Raw genomic sequence first — 14639 nt, forward strand, 5'->3', positions numbered from 1 at the left:
TGCCTTTAGGCACATCACGTCAACGACGAACGCCGCCACACCAGCACAGACGTGCCAATAAGCCACAACATAAAGACGCCGATAATCGGCCAATCACGCGTACGCGCATAAAGTGTGACCTTTCGCGCAGCGGGCACCGCTGCATCGATAAAGCCTGTTTGGTTCATCCCAAGTTGTGCTGTCACGCGTCCGCGGGCATCGATTATTGCACTGATCCCCGTATTGGCCGAGCGCAGCATTGGGATGCCCTGCTCAAGACTGCGAAACTGTGCCTGCACCAAATGCTGTCGCGGACCAGCCCAGTTGCCAAACCATCCATCATTAGTGATCAGTGCAAAAAAGGCAGGGCGCTCTTTGGTTGCCCCCGCCAAATGCGGGAAAATCCCCTCGTAGCAAATCAAAATTTGTGCGCGACCCAGGTCGCCTACCTGTAGCGTGCGCATGCCGATACCGCGCGAAAAACCGCCCCCCTCATTCGCGGCAAGCCCGTAGATGCCAAGCTTGGACAGCAGGCCACCAAGAGGCAGATATTCACCAAACGGGACCAATTGTGCCTTGTCATAAAAGTCCGTCACATAACCATCATCAATCACAACGGCTGTATTGAAAAACCGCAAGCGATCTGCGCGCTGCAGCCCCGCAATCACCGGTGTTTGTGGCAGTGCGCGCGAAATCATACCAATCGCGACATCCGCCTCATCCAACCAAACGGGAATTGATGTCTCGGGCCACACAATCAAATCGGGCCTGCGCCCGCCATTTTCAGGTGCAGCTTCGCTCAGCGCGACACTTCGGTCGAAAAAATCACGCGCTTTTTCGGGCAGCCACTTCTCGGATTGCGGCGCATTTGGCTGCACAATCCGGACCAGCGTTTGCTCCGCTACAGCGGACCCAACATTGGCTGGCGCAGGTGGCATAGGCTGCATTCCAGCCAACACAACGGTTAGCACCCCAATCATCGTCCCCCACCCCACGCGGGCAGGCAAGACATGGCGGTTCAGCACCGCCCATGCAAAGATGCAAATAGCAAGCAAACTGAATAACCCAAGACCATGGGGACCAACCACAGTGGCAAGCATTGAAGCCTGCGTGTCGACCCAAATATAGCCCAACAAACCCCAAGGAAATCCCGTAAACGCAAAGCTGCGCAGCACTTCAACACCACCCAGTGCAAAAGCCCAATTCATCAGAAAATAAGCATGAGCCCGCGGCCCCAAAGCCAATGTGCGTTCACGTTTCCAGGTCGTCTTGAAATGAAAAGTCGAGCCGTCAGCCGGTACAGTTTCAGACGTGGCAAAAAACGCCACCCCCTGTGCCAAGCCCCAAAACACCGCCAAGCCACCGCATAAAAACACCAAGGCAAAAGGCGCCATCCAGCCGTGCCGCGCAGCGTCCACCAAGAACGGTTCAACAATCCAATGCAATGTGACAGCGAAATATCCAAAGCCGAACAGCCAGCCGCGCAGAGACGCCGCACGTATGCTGCGGTCATGAACAGATTGCGACAGGTGCAAAACACCCCCCGCAAAAGCCGCGGCAATGATGCCAAAGGGGGCGCCAGCAAGGGCAACAACAGCACCGGCGATAGCTGAAACCCAAACGGGCAGTTTTGGGATCAAGGCACCCGTACCCGAAGGCGTTTGATCCGGCGGGGGTCTGCGTCAATCACTTCAAATTCTGGTCCAGCAGGGTGTTTGACCACCTCGCCGCGCGCCGGCACCGAACCGGACAACATAAACACCAGCCCACCAAGGGTATCGATACCCTCTTCGTCGATGTCTTCGTGATCCGTCAGGGATTGGCTGATGTGGTGCTCAAACTCATCAAGTGGCGTTTTGGCCAGCGCGAGGTAGCTGCCATCCGTTTCCTGGCTCCACATGTCTGCATCGGCCACATCGTGCTCATCTTCGATCTCACCGATGACTTGCTCAATCAAATCCTCAATGGTGACCAAGCCGTCCACACCGCCATATTCATCGATGACAAGCGCCATGTGAATGCGCTCGGCCTGCATCTTTTGCAGCAAAACCCCAGTCGGCATAGAGGGCGGGGCATAGATCAATTCGCGCAGCATCGCTTTTAGGTCAAACTTTTTGGACCCGTTAAACCCGTGGCGCAGGGCAAGGTCTTTTAGGTGGATCAACCCGACCGGCGCATCAAGATTGCCATCATAAACGGGCAAGCGGGTAAAGCCGCTGTGGCGGAAAACTTCGACCAGATCATCTTTTGAAATATCAAGCGCCACGCCGGTAATATCTGCACGCGGAATAGCAATGTCATCCAACTGCAACCGGCGCAGGTTGATCATCCCGTGGGTCGAGCGCGCGCCAGCATTTGCGCCTGCCCCCGCATCGGAACGGGTATCATCCGCAGGGCTAAGCGCGCCAATAATACGGCCGAAAAAGCTGTCAGATTTTGCCACAGGGACGTCAGCCTCAATGGCAGGTTGCGCATCAGTCGAGCGGAGTTCCGCCGCGACATCATTAGTGTCATCAGAGGAAGGGGATTTAGACGGTGTGGCATCAAGTGCCTGCGCGCGTTGCGCTGCGCTAGAGGAGCCGTCGGAACTGTCGTTCATCGTGTCACAATCGTGTTTGTAAGGGGCCAGTCGCCCTCGGACTTAGCTAATATGGGTTAGGGATGCCCAGTTTTGCAAGGATTTCTACTTCTAAACCCTCCATCAACTCTGCATCTGTGTCTTCAATGTGATCATACCCCAATAAATGAAGGGTTCCATGCACAATTAAATGGGTAATATGCGCCTGTGGCGTAAGCTGGGCTTCCTCTGCCTCGCGATGGCACGTCTCGTAGGCCAGTGCAATATCACCCAACTCTGTTTCATCCTCGAACGGATCAGGTGTTGGGGCTTGCGGTGGGGCAAGCTCTTGAGCGGGCCATGACAACACATTTGTCGCGGTCGGTTTCTCGCGAAATTCGGCATTCAACTCGGCAATCCGCGCATCATCACAGCCCATCACACACACCAAATAAGACACAGGATCCAGCGACAAATGGGTCAGCGTAGCGTCAGTGGCAGCAACAGCCAGCGCCTCAAGCCCCGCCCAGCGCGCGTCTTCCAGAACGACATCGATCATCCTTTGGCCGGATCATCTTTGTCATACGCCTCAATAATTTTGGCTACCAAGTGGTGACGCACAACGTCCTTGGCGGTGAAATAGTTGAAGCTGATGTGCTTTATCCCGTTCAAAAGACGTTCTGCGTCACGCAGCCCTGATTGAACACCACGCGGCAAATCCACCTGCGTGCGGTCACCAGTAATCACCATTCTTGACCCTTCACCCAGACGGGTCAGGAACATCTTCATTTGCATGGATGTGGCGTTCTGCGCCTCGTCCAGCACAACAAACGCATTGGCCAACGTCCGACCGCGCATGAAGGCAAGCGGTGCGATCTCGATCTTTTTGTCTTCGATCAGCTTTGTAACTTGTTTGGACGGCAGAAAATCATTCAACGCATCATAGAGCGGCTGCATATAGGGATCGACTTTGTCTTTCATGTCCCCGGGTAAAAAGCCAAGACGCTCACCGGCCTCAACGGCCGGTCGCGATAGAATGATCTTATCCACTTTACCGCCAACAAACATATTCACCGCAGCAGCGACAGCAAGATACGTTTTGCCTGTCCCGGCGGGACCGATACCAAAGCACAACTCATTTTTGAAAATCTCACGCACATAATTTTTCTGGGCTTGCGTGCGCGGTTTGACCAATTTCTTACGAGTGGTGATCTCAACATCACCACCTTTGAACATCTCGATTTGCGCACCGGTCATGCCGCCTGCGGCCGTTGCAGGCTTTTCCTCAGCACTGTCTTTGGCAGGATCGAAAACAGGCGCGCTCAGGCGTAGTGCGCCGTCAATTTCGCCAATATCAACTTCGCCGCCCGCTTCAAGCCGCATATAGAGCCCACCCAAAACCTGCGCCGCACGTGCACTTGTGTCCACGTCACCAATCAACGCCAGACGGTTGCCACGGCGAATAATCTGAAGCGAAAGCGCGTTCTCAATGTGGCTAAGATTGCGATCGTATTCACCGCACAGGTCAATCAAAAGGCGGTTGTCAGGAAACTCGAGAAGCGTCTCTGTTGTGTCTGGACCCTGATCTGAAGCAGATCCGGTCTCAGGTATCAGCGTATCGACAGGCAATCATGTCTCCCTTTTGATGTGTCGGTGGCGATTGGCCAGAACGTGGCTTCAACCGTGTCCCCACGGGAATGGGGATGCAACCCACCAAAAGCCTGTTTCACAGAATTATAACATTTTTTCGGACGACCAGCGTGCTGAAGAGATAAGAGACGTTTTGACGCAACGACCCAGCCGAACACTCATTCCCAGCAAAGTCTGTACCTACCAACATTTTGCCGACATAGTACTGAGGTATTTAGTGGTAGCGGCACAGCCGTATTAATTGGTGAACGGGTTTATGGAAATATTTGCGCTTATAGCCGTATGTGCAGTTGTTTGGTGGATTGCATCGCAGATGGGGCACAAAACCCCTCCGACACACCCAACACAAAGGCCGCGGCAAAGCACCATGCCGAGGCAAGTCAGGTCTACACGAAAAACCGCTGCTCCGAGCGCCACGGCGTTACGCCCACTTCCAAAGCCATCAACGCCTGAGGTGGGCGAAAAGCTGGAAGGCCCCGCCTACATTATCGACGGAGACAGCCTGCGCATTCAGAAAACGGAAATCAGATTGTTTGGCGTTGATGCCCCCGAGATCAATCACCCCTACGGCCAAAAAGCCAAATGGAAACTTCTTGAACTGTGTAAGGGACAGCGGATCACAGCAGAAATTACAGCAATTGATCACTTCGGACGAGCAGTCGCAAAATGCTACCTACCAGACGGAACAGATGTGTCCGCAGAAATGGTCAGACAAGGACACGCGATCGACTGGCCGCGCCACTCTGGCGGCGTTTACACGCACTTAGAAAGCCCAGGCGTGCGCAAACGTCTATGGTTGGCCAACGCACGACAAAACGGTCAGATGTTCCTTTGGCAACGGCATGAAGAACGCAAAGCCGCAGCAAAGCAAAAGCGCGAACAATGAACGTTTACCGCCCTAAAGTGTTGTAGCGCTAAAAATAAAACCCCCGCCAATTGGCAGGGGTTTCAGAAACACGTCACTAGGATCAGCCGGATCAGAGCGGATCAGATACATCATCGGCGCCCTTGAAAGGACCGATTGCTGTGTTGGGTGGGGCAACGCCTGAGCAAACTGGCTTGCCGTCGGGGTCCAAACGCGCGGACAAATACCCTTCGATACCGTCATCGATAATCCAGTGGTCGCAGCCTGTTGGGTCAACCCAGATACCCGCCTGCAACTGGCTTAGGTCTTTGTTGCCACGAAAGCCTGCATCAACGGTTTTGTCGTCCCGAGGTCCACCCTCAAAGCCAGACACACAGCCCGCCATAAGCAGTCCCGCCGACCCAAGAGCGATGGTTTTCACAATATTCATTTACTCACTCCTCAGCGGATACAGATGATTTCAACGCGGCGGTTTTGCGCCAAGCCTGCTTGGGTTTTATTTGATGCACGTGGTTGGCGTTCCCCGTAACCACGCACATCCACAATATTCGCCCCTGCAGAGCGACCCACCGCGGCGACCGCGTTTGCGCGGTTCAATGATAAGCGCATGTTATAGGCGTCAGATGCGCGGCTGTCTGTGTGGCCAGTGATAACGTAGCCCGCCGCGCCGGTTTCGCGGAAAAACTCGGCCAAGCGCGCGCGGCCTGCGTTCGAGACATGGTACCGGTTGGTGGCAAAAAGTTGGTCAGAGTTGATGACGCCGCACGTATTGCCGCGATTACACACCGGAATGCCTTGGCGGGTGACGTGAGGCGTCATAAAGCCTTCCGCGCCGTCATCCATCACCCAATGCTCGCAGCCATCGGGATCAACCCAGATTGTTGGTACGTAACGCTCGCCTACCACTGTGCGCTGTTGTGCAGCTGCATCAGTTGTCTGAAACGCCAACGCCGCCACAGCGACCGCAGCCGTTGCGATAGCGGATTGCGCTATGTTTTTCACTCTATTCACCACGAGATGTATCCTCTGCCGTTGTAACCGGTGTTCACTCAAAAACACAGAAATCAGTTTTGACGTCGGCGTGTCAAAAATCCGTTAATACCTAAAACTCTAGCAAATTCGGGCAGTTTGTGAAGAAAAAACTACCACATATTGTGCGTGATTGCGCAACAATGGCTAGGCGAACAGCCTATTTTTGCCAATTTGCGCACTATCGTATGAAATATCGGTGACCAAAGGCCTGCCCGCACTTCAGGATGAGACAAGCTCTCCGGTCAGCGAGTTGGTTTCAGAGGCGGTGATTAGCACTTCAGCCACCTCGCCCAACAGATGATCCGGGGCAAATGCATGGGTGGCGTGCAGATACTCGGACTTGCCAATCAACTGCCCCTCGCGACGGCCACGTTTTTCAAAGAGAACTTTCACTTTGCGACCAACCATACTGTCTTGACCTGCGCGTTGCTGCTCTGAAATCAGTGTCTGGAGACGCTGAAGGCGCTCGCTTGCGACCCCATCATCAATCTGCGGCTTTTCTGCCGCTGGCGTGCCGGGGCGTGTAGAGTATTTAAAGCTGAACGCAGAGCCGTAGTTTGTGGCGCGGATCAAAGACATAGTGTCTTCGAAGTCCTGATCCGTTTCACCCGGAAAGCCTACGATAAAGTCGCCAGAGAGCATAATGTCAGGGCGCGCTGCGCGGATACGCTCAATCACCTGAAGGTACTCTTCGGCAGTGTGTTTACGGTTCATCGCCTTGAGAATACGGTTGCTTCCTGACTGCACTGGCAAGTGCAAATACGGCATCAATTTATCGCATGTACCGTGTGCCTCGATCAGGTCATCGGTCATGTCATTGGGGTGTGAAGTGGTGAAGCGGATGCGCTCCAAGCCGTCAATTTTGTCCAGCTGCCAGATAAGTTGCGCCAATGACGTATCAGAACCGTCGTCCGCCGCACCGTGGTACGCATTCACGTTTTGGCCCAGCAAGGTAATTTCGCGCACACCGCGTTCTACCAGATCACGGGCTTCTGTGACGATGCGCGACGCGGGGCGGCTGACTTCGGCACCGCGAGTGTAAGGCACCACGCAGAACGCGCAAAATTTATCACAGCCCTCTTGGACCGTTAGAAACGCCGTTGGACCACGTTTGGCTTTGGGACGCGACTTGAGGTGGTCAAATTTATCTTCTTCAGGAAAATCCGTGTCGAGCGCCTTGCGGCCCGTTTGGATTTTCTCCTCCATCTCGGGCAGGCGGTGATACGACTGCGGCCCAACAACAAGATCAACTGCGGGCTGGCGACGCATGATCTCTTCACCCTCAGCCTGAGCGACACAGCCCGCTACACCAATCTTCAGATCAGGCTTATCGGTTTTAAGCGTCTTGAGGCGGCCCAGTTCGGAGTAGACTTTTTCAGCGGCCTTCTCACGGATGTGGCATGTGTTGAGCAAAATCATGTCTGCTTCTTCGGGGCTGGACACTTCTGTGTAGCCCTTGGAGCCCATCGCCTCAGCCATGCGTTCACTGTCATAGACGTTCATTTGACAGCCGTAGGTTTTGATAAACAACTTCTTGGTGTCAGCCATGACAAGGACCCTTGCTGGTTGGGATGAGGAAAGCACTATGCGCGCCCATGCGCCCATGTATATAATGTAGTTCTGGCATGCAAATGGTTCGCTATTGAAGCACTGTCAACGGGTACTATTGACGGATTTCACAGCTTATGCGGCACAATACGTTAGATGATTTCATCGCCTCAGGCGCAGATGTGTTGCGCCAAGGGCCGATCGCGCTGATCTTTGTGGAAGACAGCGTTGAGGTGAACAACACGATCAAACATCATCTTGGTCTTGGGTTTGGCACCGTTTTGGTCTTTGCGGTGGATGACATCACCATCGATCCCACCCATGAAAAGGTGGTGCACCGCATTGCCTATGACCCGATTGAACCAGCGGCGGTTTGCGCGCACGTAAACCGGGTCATCGGTGCCGCAAACGGGCAATGGGTCTATTACTGTCATAACGCTGAATACTTGTTTTACCCGTTCTGCGAGACCCGTAGCGTCAAGGAAATGCTACAGTTTCACGCCGAAGAACGCCGCGATGCGATGCTGACATATGTGATTGACCTCTATGCAGACGATCTGAACGCGTATCCTAATGCGGTTTCCGTTGAGCGCGCGCACCTTGATAAATCAGGCTATTACGCACTGGCCCGCAAAGACCCCGACGCCAATTGGGAGCCGAAAGAAAGGCAGCTTGATTTCTTTGGCGGAGTACGGTGGCGGTTCGAGGAACACATCCCTGAGCAGCGCCGCAAGATTGACCGGATCAGCCTGTTTCGTGCCAAGTCAGGACTTGAGCTGTGGACAGATCACACATTGAACGATGAAGAATACAACACGTATGCCTGCCCTTGGCACAACAACATCACTGCGGTGGTGGCCTCTTTTCGCACAGCAAAGGCGCTAAAACGGAACCCCGGTTCGTCTTTTGATATCTCAACGTTTCAGTGGCGTAATTCGGTGCAGTTTGAATGGCACTCACAACAGCTTTTGGACCTCGGACTAATGGAGCCGGGTCAGTGGTGCTAATTTAACAGGTAATTAAGTGCGGCGCAGACGGATGACGACATCAACTGACGCAATCTCAGCCCCTTCGGGCAAGTCCGGCAGTTTGGCAATTTCCAGCTGATCCGCTGGCGCATCCGTCAAAGACGCGGTGTCTTCCCAGTAAAAATGCGGGTGATCTGACATGTTGGTGTCGAAATAACTTTTCGCCCCATCAACTGTAATCTCACGCATCAGGCCCGCATCACAAAACGCGGCCAGAGTGTTGTAAACCGTCGCAAGAGAAACACCCTCGCCCGATTTTGACGCAGCCTCATAAAGCCCTTCGGCCGTTACGTGGCGGTTCTGCCCATCGCCCACAAGCAATGTCGCCAATGAAACGCGTTGTTTCGTTGGGCGCACACCAACGGCTGTCAGCCAGTCAGTGCCACGTTGGGTTGGGAGAAGCGTCTCAGTACTCATGTCGTTGATATATGCTATTTTGCGAGCCGTTTTCAACTGCAAAGGCAAGAATGCGTAAAGATGGCTTTTCTTTATGGGCATTTGCTCAGCTCTTTACCCATAGGATTCCAGACGGTTGCACCTGACTTTACGGCAATGATAGAGATGACATGAGCAAGCCACGCAATGTGACGAAAGAGAAAAACATGTCCCAATTCCCCACCAGCTTCGACAAAGATGATCTGCTAAAATGCGCCCGTGGGGAGCTATTTGGCGAAGGCAATGCACAACTCCCAGCCTCACCCATGCTGATGATGGACCGGATCACGGACGTATCTGCAGACGGCGGCGCGCACGGCAAAGGCCACATCACCGCAGAGTTCGATATCACCCCTGATCTGTGGTTTTTCGATTGTCACTTTCCCGGCAACCCCATCATGCCCGGCTGTCTGGGCCTTGACGGCCTGTGGCAGTTAACGGGCTTTAACCTTGGCTGGCGCGGCTGGCAGGGGCGCGGATATGCGCTTGGCGTTGGCGAAGTGAAGCTGACCGGCATGGTGCGCCCTGACCGCAAATTGCTGACCTACAAAATTGACTTCACCAAGGCGATCCAAACCCGCCGCCTGACCATGGGCGTTGCGGACGGCATCGTGGAGGCAGACGGCGAAGTGATTTACCAAGTCAAAGACATGAAAGTGGCCCTAAGCGAAAGCTAAGGATCACACGGGGTTCACCCAAAACAGTTGAGACAAATAAAAGTGCCGCTGCTTCATAAAGACAGCGGCACTTTTCGTTGACCCGTACGCTTCGATACCGCTGTTGGTCAGCGCCCCTCTTGCCCCGCCAGCGGCTCTCCCATACATATCCATAAAGCCAATAAAGGGAGCTGCTCATGCGCCGCGTTGTCGTCACAGGACTGGGAATTGTATCGCCCATCGGAAATTCAGCCGAGGAAGTCACTACCGCTTTGAAAGCCGGTAAAAGCGGAATTGTTGCGTCTGAGGAAATGGCCGAGCACGGGTTTCGCAGCCAAGTCGCCGGCACCCTGAAAATTGACCCCAAGGAACATATCGACAAACGCGCCATGCGTTTCATGGGCCCCGGCGCGGCATACGCCCACATCGCCATGAGCCAAGCGATCGCCGATTCAGGCCTTGAAGAAAAAGACGTTGTGAACCCGCGCACCGGTTTGGTTGCAGGTTCTGGCGGCCCTTCAACGTCATCCATGCTTGCAGCACATCAGACTGTTTTGAAAAGTGGAGCTACCAAACGTATTGGACCATTTGCGGTGCCAAAATGTATGGGGTCGACAATCAGTGCGAATTTGGCAACCGCGTTCCAAATTAAGGGTATCAACTACTCAATCACCTCTGCATGTTCCACTTCCCTGCACTGTATCGGTAACGCAGCCGAGCAAATCATGATGGGCAAGCAAGACGTCATGTTTGCAGGCGGCGGCGAAGAACTTGATTGGACCCTGTCGTGCCTCTTTGATGCGATGGGTGCGATGTCATCGAAATATAACGACACGCCCGAAAAAGCCTCACGGGCGTTTGATGCGGACCGTGACGGGTTTGTCATTGCTGGGGGCGGCGCGATTGTGGTGCTTGAAGATCTTGAGCACGCCAAAGCGCGCGGCGCGAAGATCTATGCAGAAGTCACAGGCCTTGGTGCAACATCCGACGGTGCTGACATGGTTGCGCCATCTGGTGAGGGCGGCGAACGGGCAATGCGTTTGGCGCTGCAAACTTTGCCGCAAGGCCGCAAAATCAGCTACATCAATGCCCACGGCACATCGACACCTGTCGGTGACGTTGGTGAAGTAGAAGCAGTGCGCCGCGTTTTCGGACAAGGCAGCACACCTGTGATCAGCTCGACCAAATCAATGACCGGCCACTCACAAGGGGCAACTGGCGCACAAGAAGCGATCTACTGCCTGTTGATGCTGAAAGACGACTTTATCGCGCCATCAATCAACGTCGAAACACTTGATCCGGCGCTCGACCCTGCAGAGATTGCAACCGCGCGCGTTGACAACGCTGGCCTTGATACGGTCATGACAAACTCGTTCGGCTTTGGCGGGACTAACGGCTCAATGCTGTTGAGCAAGTTCCAAGACTAACCCCCTACGAACCAGATGTGCGGGTGCTTCAACTGCTGCTCGCACATCGAACCCTTCCTCATAAAACCCTGCGTCAACTTGACCTAAGCGCCCAAACGGGTCACTTAGTTCGTAAGTATATGAGGAAGAAAAATGACCAATTCATTGCAAGGTAAACGCGGCCTGATCATGGGTGTCGCGAATGAGCGCTCAATCGCTTGGGGCATTGCCCGCGAAATGCACCGCGCAGGCGCCGAATTGGCATTCTCTTACCAAGGCGAAGCTTTCGGCAAGCGTCTGGCGCCACTGGCTGAAAGCGTTGGTTCGGACATTATGGTCGATGTGGACGTCACCGATGACGCCTCAATGGATGCAGCGTTTGAGACGCTCAAAGACAAGTGGGGCACAATCGACTTTTTGGTGCACGCCATTGCGTATTCCGACAAAAATGAGCTGACGGGCCGCATCTCGGACACCTCACGGGACAACTTCAAGAACTCCATGGCGATCAGCTGTTATTCTCTGATTGATTGCGCAAAACGCGCGTCTTTGTTGATGCCAAACGGGGGCACAGTACTGACCCTGACGTACCAAGGCAGCAACCGCGTCACACCTTTCTATAACGTGATGGGCGTTGCCAAAGCGGCACTTGAAAGTGCAACGCGCTATCTTGCCAATGACCTTGGCCCGGACGGCATTCGCGTAAACGCAATCAGCCCCGGCCCGATGAAAACTTTAGCAGGTGCCGCGATTGGCGGCGCGCGCAAGACCTTCCGACAGACCGAGACAAACGCACCACTGCGCTCAAACGCAACCCTAGAGGCCGTGGGCGGCACAGCAGTGTATCTGGCGTCGGATGCAGGCGCGTGCACAACCGGCGAGATCATCCGTGTGGATGGCGGCTACCACGTTCTTGGTATGCCGCAATCCGAAAACCTCTAGCACACGACCTAGCGCGTCACAGACACGCTTGACGCTGGCGGGCGGATGGGCACTCTGGCTTTGTACGTTGAAGGAGCCAAGGCAATGCCCATCACCACCTGTGTATTCGATGCTTACGGCACGTTGTTTGATGTAGCCTCGGCCGCGCGCCGAGCAGCATCACAGCCAGAAAACCACGCAATAGCTGAGTGCTGGCAACAAATTGCGGCAGACTGGCGCGCCAAACAGCTGAACTACACTTGGCTGCGCACAATCGCCAAAGAACACGCTGATTTCTGGCAAATCACTCAAGACGCGCTTGATTGGGCCCTTGAGGCACAGGGAATTTCTGACGCAAATCTGCGCCAAAGATTGCTGGACCTTTACCGCCACCTTGATGCCTACGATGAAGTTGCAACTGTGCTGCGCGATCTATCAGAGCGCGGTATATCTTGCAGCATTTTGTCCAACGGCACCCACGACATGTTGAATGCTGCGATCGGGTCCGCTGGGCTAAGCCATGCGTTTACAAATGTCTGGAGCATCGATGACATCGGCGTCTTCAAACCCGACACGCGTGTTTATGACTTGGTAACGGCGCCAAAAGATGAGGTGCTGTTTATGTCATCCAACGGCTGGGACGCGGCAGGTGCGGCGCACTACGGCTGGCGCACCGTCTGGGTGAACCGAGCCGGTGACCCTGTAGACCGGCTCTACGGGGTGCCAAAAATTATCGAGCGGGACCTGACCAAAATTGCCGAGTATCTCTAGTGCCAATTTTCGCAGCAGCTGACCGCACCAACCTTTATTATACTGACGAGGGCAGCGGCACGCCCCTTTTGCTCTTGTCTGGGCTGACCCGTAATGGTGACGATTTTCAGTATGTCATCCCCCATTTGCGCCAACGCGGCGATGTGCGGATCATAACGATGGACTACCGCGGGCGGGGCAAATCAGATTGGGCCGACCCTGCCACATATTCAATCGCTCACGAAGCCCAAGACGCGTTGGACCTGCTGGATTATCTGGGGGTGAACTCCACCGCAATCCTGGGAACATCACGCGGCGGGCTAATCGCCATGGCGCTTGCCGCGACGCACAAAAACCGCCTCACCGGTGTCGCGCTTAATGATATCGGGCCCGAGATTTCCCAAACTGGCATGGATGCAATCCGTGCGTATGTGGGGCGCAATCCTGCTGCACAAACCTACTCTGAGGCGGCCAACATGCGTGCGCAGTTGATGGTGGGCTTTGCGAATGTACCAGCCAGCCGTTGGCACGAAGAAGTGCACACGCATTATCGCCAAACTCCAGATGGCTTGAAAATCAACTATGACCCGCGCCTGTCGGAAACCATTTTGCCGCCCCCTGATACACCCCTTCCAGACATGTGGCCCCTATTTGATGCGCTGGCAGGTTTACCAATTTGCACAATTAAGGGCGAAAACTCAGACCTGTTTACTCAAGCCACCCTCGACAAGATGCTGGCCAAACGCCCCGATATGATGCACGCCATCATCAAAGACCGCGGTCATGTGCCATTTTTGGACGAACCAGCGGCAGTGCAGACCCTGAACAAATGGTTGGATTGTTTATGAACATTGATGAAATTCGCGCAGCGGACAAAAGACTTGAAGGGCACGTGCGCCGTACGCCACTGCTCAATTCACCGGCCCTCGACAAAATTGCGGGCAAGCGCCTATTTTTGAAAGCTGAGAACCTGCAGCACACGGGGTCATTCAAATTTCGTGGTGGCTGGGCGGCCATAAGTGCGCTGCCACAAGACACCAAAGGTGTGCTTGCATATTCAAGTGGGAACCACGCCCAAGGTGTTGCAAATGCTGCGCAGCATTTTGGGCTACCTGCAGTGATTATCATGCCCTCGGATGCACCGCTCACTAAGATCAATAATACCAAGGCGCTTGGCGCAGAAGTTATTGTTTACAATCGTGAATCTGAAGATCGGGATCAAATTGGTGCGCAAATTGCTGCGCAGCGTAAACTTACTCTGATCAAGCCATTTGATAACGCCGATGTCATAGCAGGCCAAGGTACATGCGGGCTGGAAATTGCTGCGCAAGCAAAAGAGGCCAGCATTGATGAAGCAGATGTTCTGGTTTGCTGCGGCGGCGGCGGGTTCGTGAGTGGCATCGCCCTCGCGCTTGAGGCTGACGCACCAAAAATGCGTGTCCGTCCCGTTGAGCCGGTTGGCTTTGACGATGTGATCCGTTCGCTTGCAGCGGGCAAGAGACTGAGCAACCCGTCCACCACCGGCAGTATTTGTGACGCCATCATCAGCCCCAGTCCGGGCGAAATGACTTTTCCCATCATGAGCCGCCTGCTGCACAGCGGCATTACTGTAAGTGATGAAACGTGCCTACGAACAATGGCATTGGCATTTACCCACCTAAAAGTCGTTCTGGAGCCAGGCGGTGCGATCGCATTAGCAGCAGCGCTTTTTCACAATAAGGGTCTGGGAGATACCATTATTGCCACTGCCAGCGGCGGCAATGTGGACGCACCAATGTTTGCGCGCGCGCTTGAAACGCTGGACTGACATCT

At 54.4% G+C, this 14639-nt stretch carries 16 protein-coding genes; 8 read left to right on the forward strand and 8 right to left on the reverse strand.

Annotated elements, in window-relative coordinates:
- Positions 1-14: 14 nt before the first annotated feature.
- Genes lnt through NeNHUV3_RS05550 form a run of 4 tightly spaced genes read right to left on the reverse strand, consistent with a single transcriptional unit; the run spans position 15 to position 4165 of the window.
- Positions 15-1619 (reverse strand): apolipoprotein N-acyltransferase, encoded by a 1605-nt coding sequence (gene lnt, locus NeNHUV3_RS05535; protein WP_391483035.1) that lies wholly within the window; start codon positions 1617-1619, stop codon positions 15-17.
- On the reverse strand, positions 1616-2578 hold the full coding sequence (locus tag NeNHUV3_RS05540; RefSeq protein WP_391483037.1) for a transporter associated domain-containing protein: 963 nt from the start codon (positions 2576-2578) through the stop codon (positions 1616-1618). The genes lnt and NeNHUV3_RS05540 overlap by 4 nt, the downstream gene beginning before the upstream one ends.
- 46 nt (positions 2579-2624) lie before the next feature.
- Complete coding sequence (gene ybeY / locus NeNHUV3_RS05545) at positions 2625-3095, reverse strand: rRNA maturation RNase YbeY (RefSeq protein WP_391483039.1); 471 nt, start codon at positions 3093-3095, stop codon at positions 2625-2627.
- Positions 3092-4165 (reverse strand): PhoH family protein, encoded by a 1074-nt coding sequence (locus NeNHUV3_RS05550; RefSeq protein WP_370726547.1) that lies wholly within the window; start codon positions 4163-4165, stop codon positions 3092-3094. Before NeNHUV3_RS05550 ends, ybeY begins: the two co-directional genes overlap by 4 nt.
- A gap of 475 nt (positions 4166-4640) precedes the next feature.
- Here NeNHUV3_RS05550 and NeNHUV3_RS05555 point away from each other — a divergent pair, with 475 nt between their 5' ends.
- Positions 4641-5072, forward strand: a complete 432-nt coding sequence (locus NeNHUV3_RS05555; protein WP_391483041.1) for a thermonuclease family protein — start codon at positions 4641-4643, stop codon at positions 5070-5072.
- A gap of 91 nt (positions 5073-5163) precedes the next feature.
- Here NeNHUV3_RS05555 and NeNHUV3_RS05560 read toward each other — a convergent pair whose 3' ends face one another.
- From NeNHUV3_RS05560 to miaB, 3 genes are all read right to left on the reverse strand, one after another.
- On the reverse strand, positions 5164-5481 hold the full coding sequence (locus NeNHUV3_RS05560; RefSeq protein WP_391483043.1) for a hypothetical protein: 318 nt from the start codon (positions 5479-5481) through the stop codon (positions 5164-5166).
- An 11-nt stretch (positions 5482-5492) separates the two neighbouring features.
- Positions 5493-6029, reverse strand: coding sequence for an OmpA family protein (locus NeNHUV3_RS05565; protein ID WP_048599373.1), 537 nt, complete (start codon positions 6027-6029; stop codon positions 5493-5495).
- A gap of 273 nt (positions 6030-6302) precedes the next feature.
- Positions 6303-7631 (reverse strand): tRNA (N6-isopentenyl adenosine(37)-C2)-methylthiotransferase MiaB, encoded by a 1329-nt coding sequence (gene miaB / locus NeNHUV3_RS05570; RefSeq protein ID WP_391483044.1) that lies wholly within the window; start codon positions 7629-7631, stop codon positions 6303-6305.
- 137 nt (positions 7632-7768) lie between these two features.
- Here miaB and NeNHUV3_RS05575 point away from each other — a divergent pair, with 137 nt between their 5' ends.
- A complete protein-coding gene (locus NeNHUV3_RS05575; RefSeq protein ID WP_391483046.1) occupies positions 7769-8638 on the forward strand; it encodes a hypothetical protein in 870 nt (289 codons plus the stop codon).
- Positions 8639-8650: 12 nt separating this feature from the next.
- On the opposite strand, the gene irr is transcribed toward NeNHUV3_RS05575, so the two are convergent.
- Entirely contained in the window at positions 8651-9076 is a 426-nt protein-coding gene (gene irr / locus NeNHUV3_RS05580; RefSeq protein WP_391483048.1) for a Fur family transcriptional regulator Irr, read from the reverse strand.
- 185 nt (positions 9077-9261) lie between these two features.
- Between irr and fabA the strand changes: the two genes are divergently transcribed.
- The 6 genes from fabA to NeNHUV3_RS05610 all read left to right on the forward strand — a co-directional run bounded on the left by fabA (position 9262) and on the right by NeNHUV3_RS05610 (position 14634).
- The gene (gene fabA / locus NeNHUV3_RS05585) at positions 9262-9771 is read left to right on the forward strand and encodes a bifunctional 3-hydroxydecanoyl-ACP dehydratase/trans-2-decenoyl-ACP isomerase (RefSeq protein ID WP_391483173.1); all 510 of its coding nucleotides are present in this window, start codon (positions 9262-9264) and stop codon (positions 9769-9771) included.
- A 176-nt stretch (positions 9772-9947) separates the two neighbouring features.
- Positions 9948-11177 (forward strand): beta-ketoacyl-ACP synthase I, encoded by a 1230-nt coding sequence (gene fabB / locus NeNHUV3_RS05590; RefSeq protein WP_391483050.1) that lies wholly within the window; start codon positions 9948-9950, stop codon positions 11175-11177.
- A 132-nt stretch (positions 11178-11309) separates the two neighbouring features.
- Positions 11310-12098: an enoyl-ACP reductase gene (locus NeNHUV3_RS05595; RefSeq protein WP_048599356.1), complete on the forward strand. Its 789-nt coding sequence runs from the start codon at positions 11310-11312 to the stop codon at positions 12096-12098.
- Between the two features lie 84 nt (positions 12099-12182).
- Complete coding sequence (locus tag NeNHUV3_RS05600; protein WP_391483052.1) at positions 12183-12848, forward strand: haloacid dehalogenase type II; 666 nt, start codon at positions 12183-12185, stop codon at positions 12846-12848.
- The gene (locus NeNHUV3_RS05605) at positions 12848-13675 is read left to right on the forward strand and encodes an alpha/beta fold hydrolase (RefSeq protein ID WP_391483053.1); all 828 of its coding nucleotides are present in this window, start codon (positions 12848-12850) and stop codon (positions 13673-13675) included. Before NeNHUV3_RS05600 ends, NeNHUV3_RS05605 begins: the two co-directional genes overlap by 1 nt.
- A complete protein-coding gene (locus tag NeNHUV3_RS05610; RefSeq protein ID WP_391483174.1) occupies positions 13672-14634 on the forward strand; it encodes a threonine/serine dehydratase in 963 nt (320 codons plus the stop codon). Before NeNHUV3_RS05605 ends, NeNHUV3_RS05610 begins: the two co-directional genes overlap by 4 nt.
- Positions 14635-14639 lie beyond the last annotated feature (5 nt).

The sequence above is a fragment of the Nereida sp. NH-UV-3 genome (assembly GCF_042939535.1).
GTDB classification, from domain to species: domain Bacteria; phylum Pseudomonadota; class Alphaproteobacteria; order Rhodobacterales; family Rhodobacteraceae; genus Nereida; species Nereida ignava.

Coding starts and splice junctions, on each gene's coding strand:
- NeNHUV3_RS05560 (WP_391483043.1), bottom strand. CDS start 5,481: ATGAATATTGTGAAAACCATCGCTCTTGGGTCGGCGGGACTGCTTATG.
- NeNHUV3_RS05595 (WP_048599356.1), top strand. CDS start 11,310: ATGACCAATTCATTGCAAGGTAAACGCGGCCTGATCATGGGTGTCGCG.
- fabB (WP_391483050.1), top strand. CDS start 9,948: ATGCGCCGCGTTGTCGTCACAGGACTGGGAATTGTATCGCCCATCGGA.
- miaB (WP_391483044.1), bottom strand. CDS start 7,631: ATGGCTGACACCAAGAAGTTGTTTATCAAAACCTACGGCTGTCAAATG.
- NeNHUV3_RS05575 (WP_391483046.1), top strand. CDS start 7,769: ATGCGGCACAATACGTTAGATGATTTCATCGCCTCAGGCGCAGATGTG.
- NeNHUV3_RS05540 (WP_391483037.1), bottom strand. CDS start 2,578: ATGAACGACAGTTCCGACGGCTCCTCTAGCGCAGCGCAACGCGCGCAG.
- NeNHUV3_RS05600 (WP_391483052.1), top strand. CDS start 12,183: ATGCCCATCACCACCTGTGTATTCGATGCTTACGGCACGTTGTTTGAT.
- ybeY (WP_391483039.1), bottom strand. CDS start 3,095: ATGATCGATGTCGTTCTGGAAGACGCGCGCTGGGCGGGGCTTGAGGCG.
- fabA (WP_391483173.1), top strand. CDS start 9,262: ATGTCCCAATTCCCCACCAGCTTCGACAAAGATGATCTGCTAAAATGC.
- NeNHUV3_RS05610 (WP_391483174.1), top strand. CDS start 13,672: ATGAACATTGATGAAATTCGCGCAGCGGACAAAAGACTTGAAGGGCAC.
- irr (WP_391483048.1), bottom strand. CDS start 9,076: ATGAGTACTGAGACGCTTCTCCCAACCCAACGTGGCACTGACTGGCTG.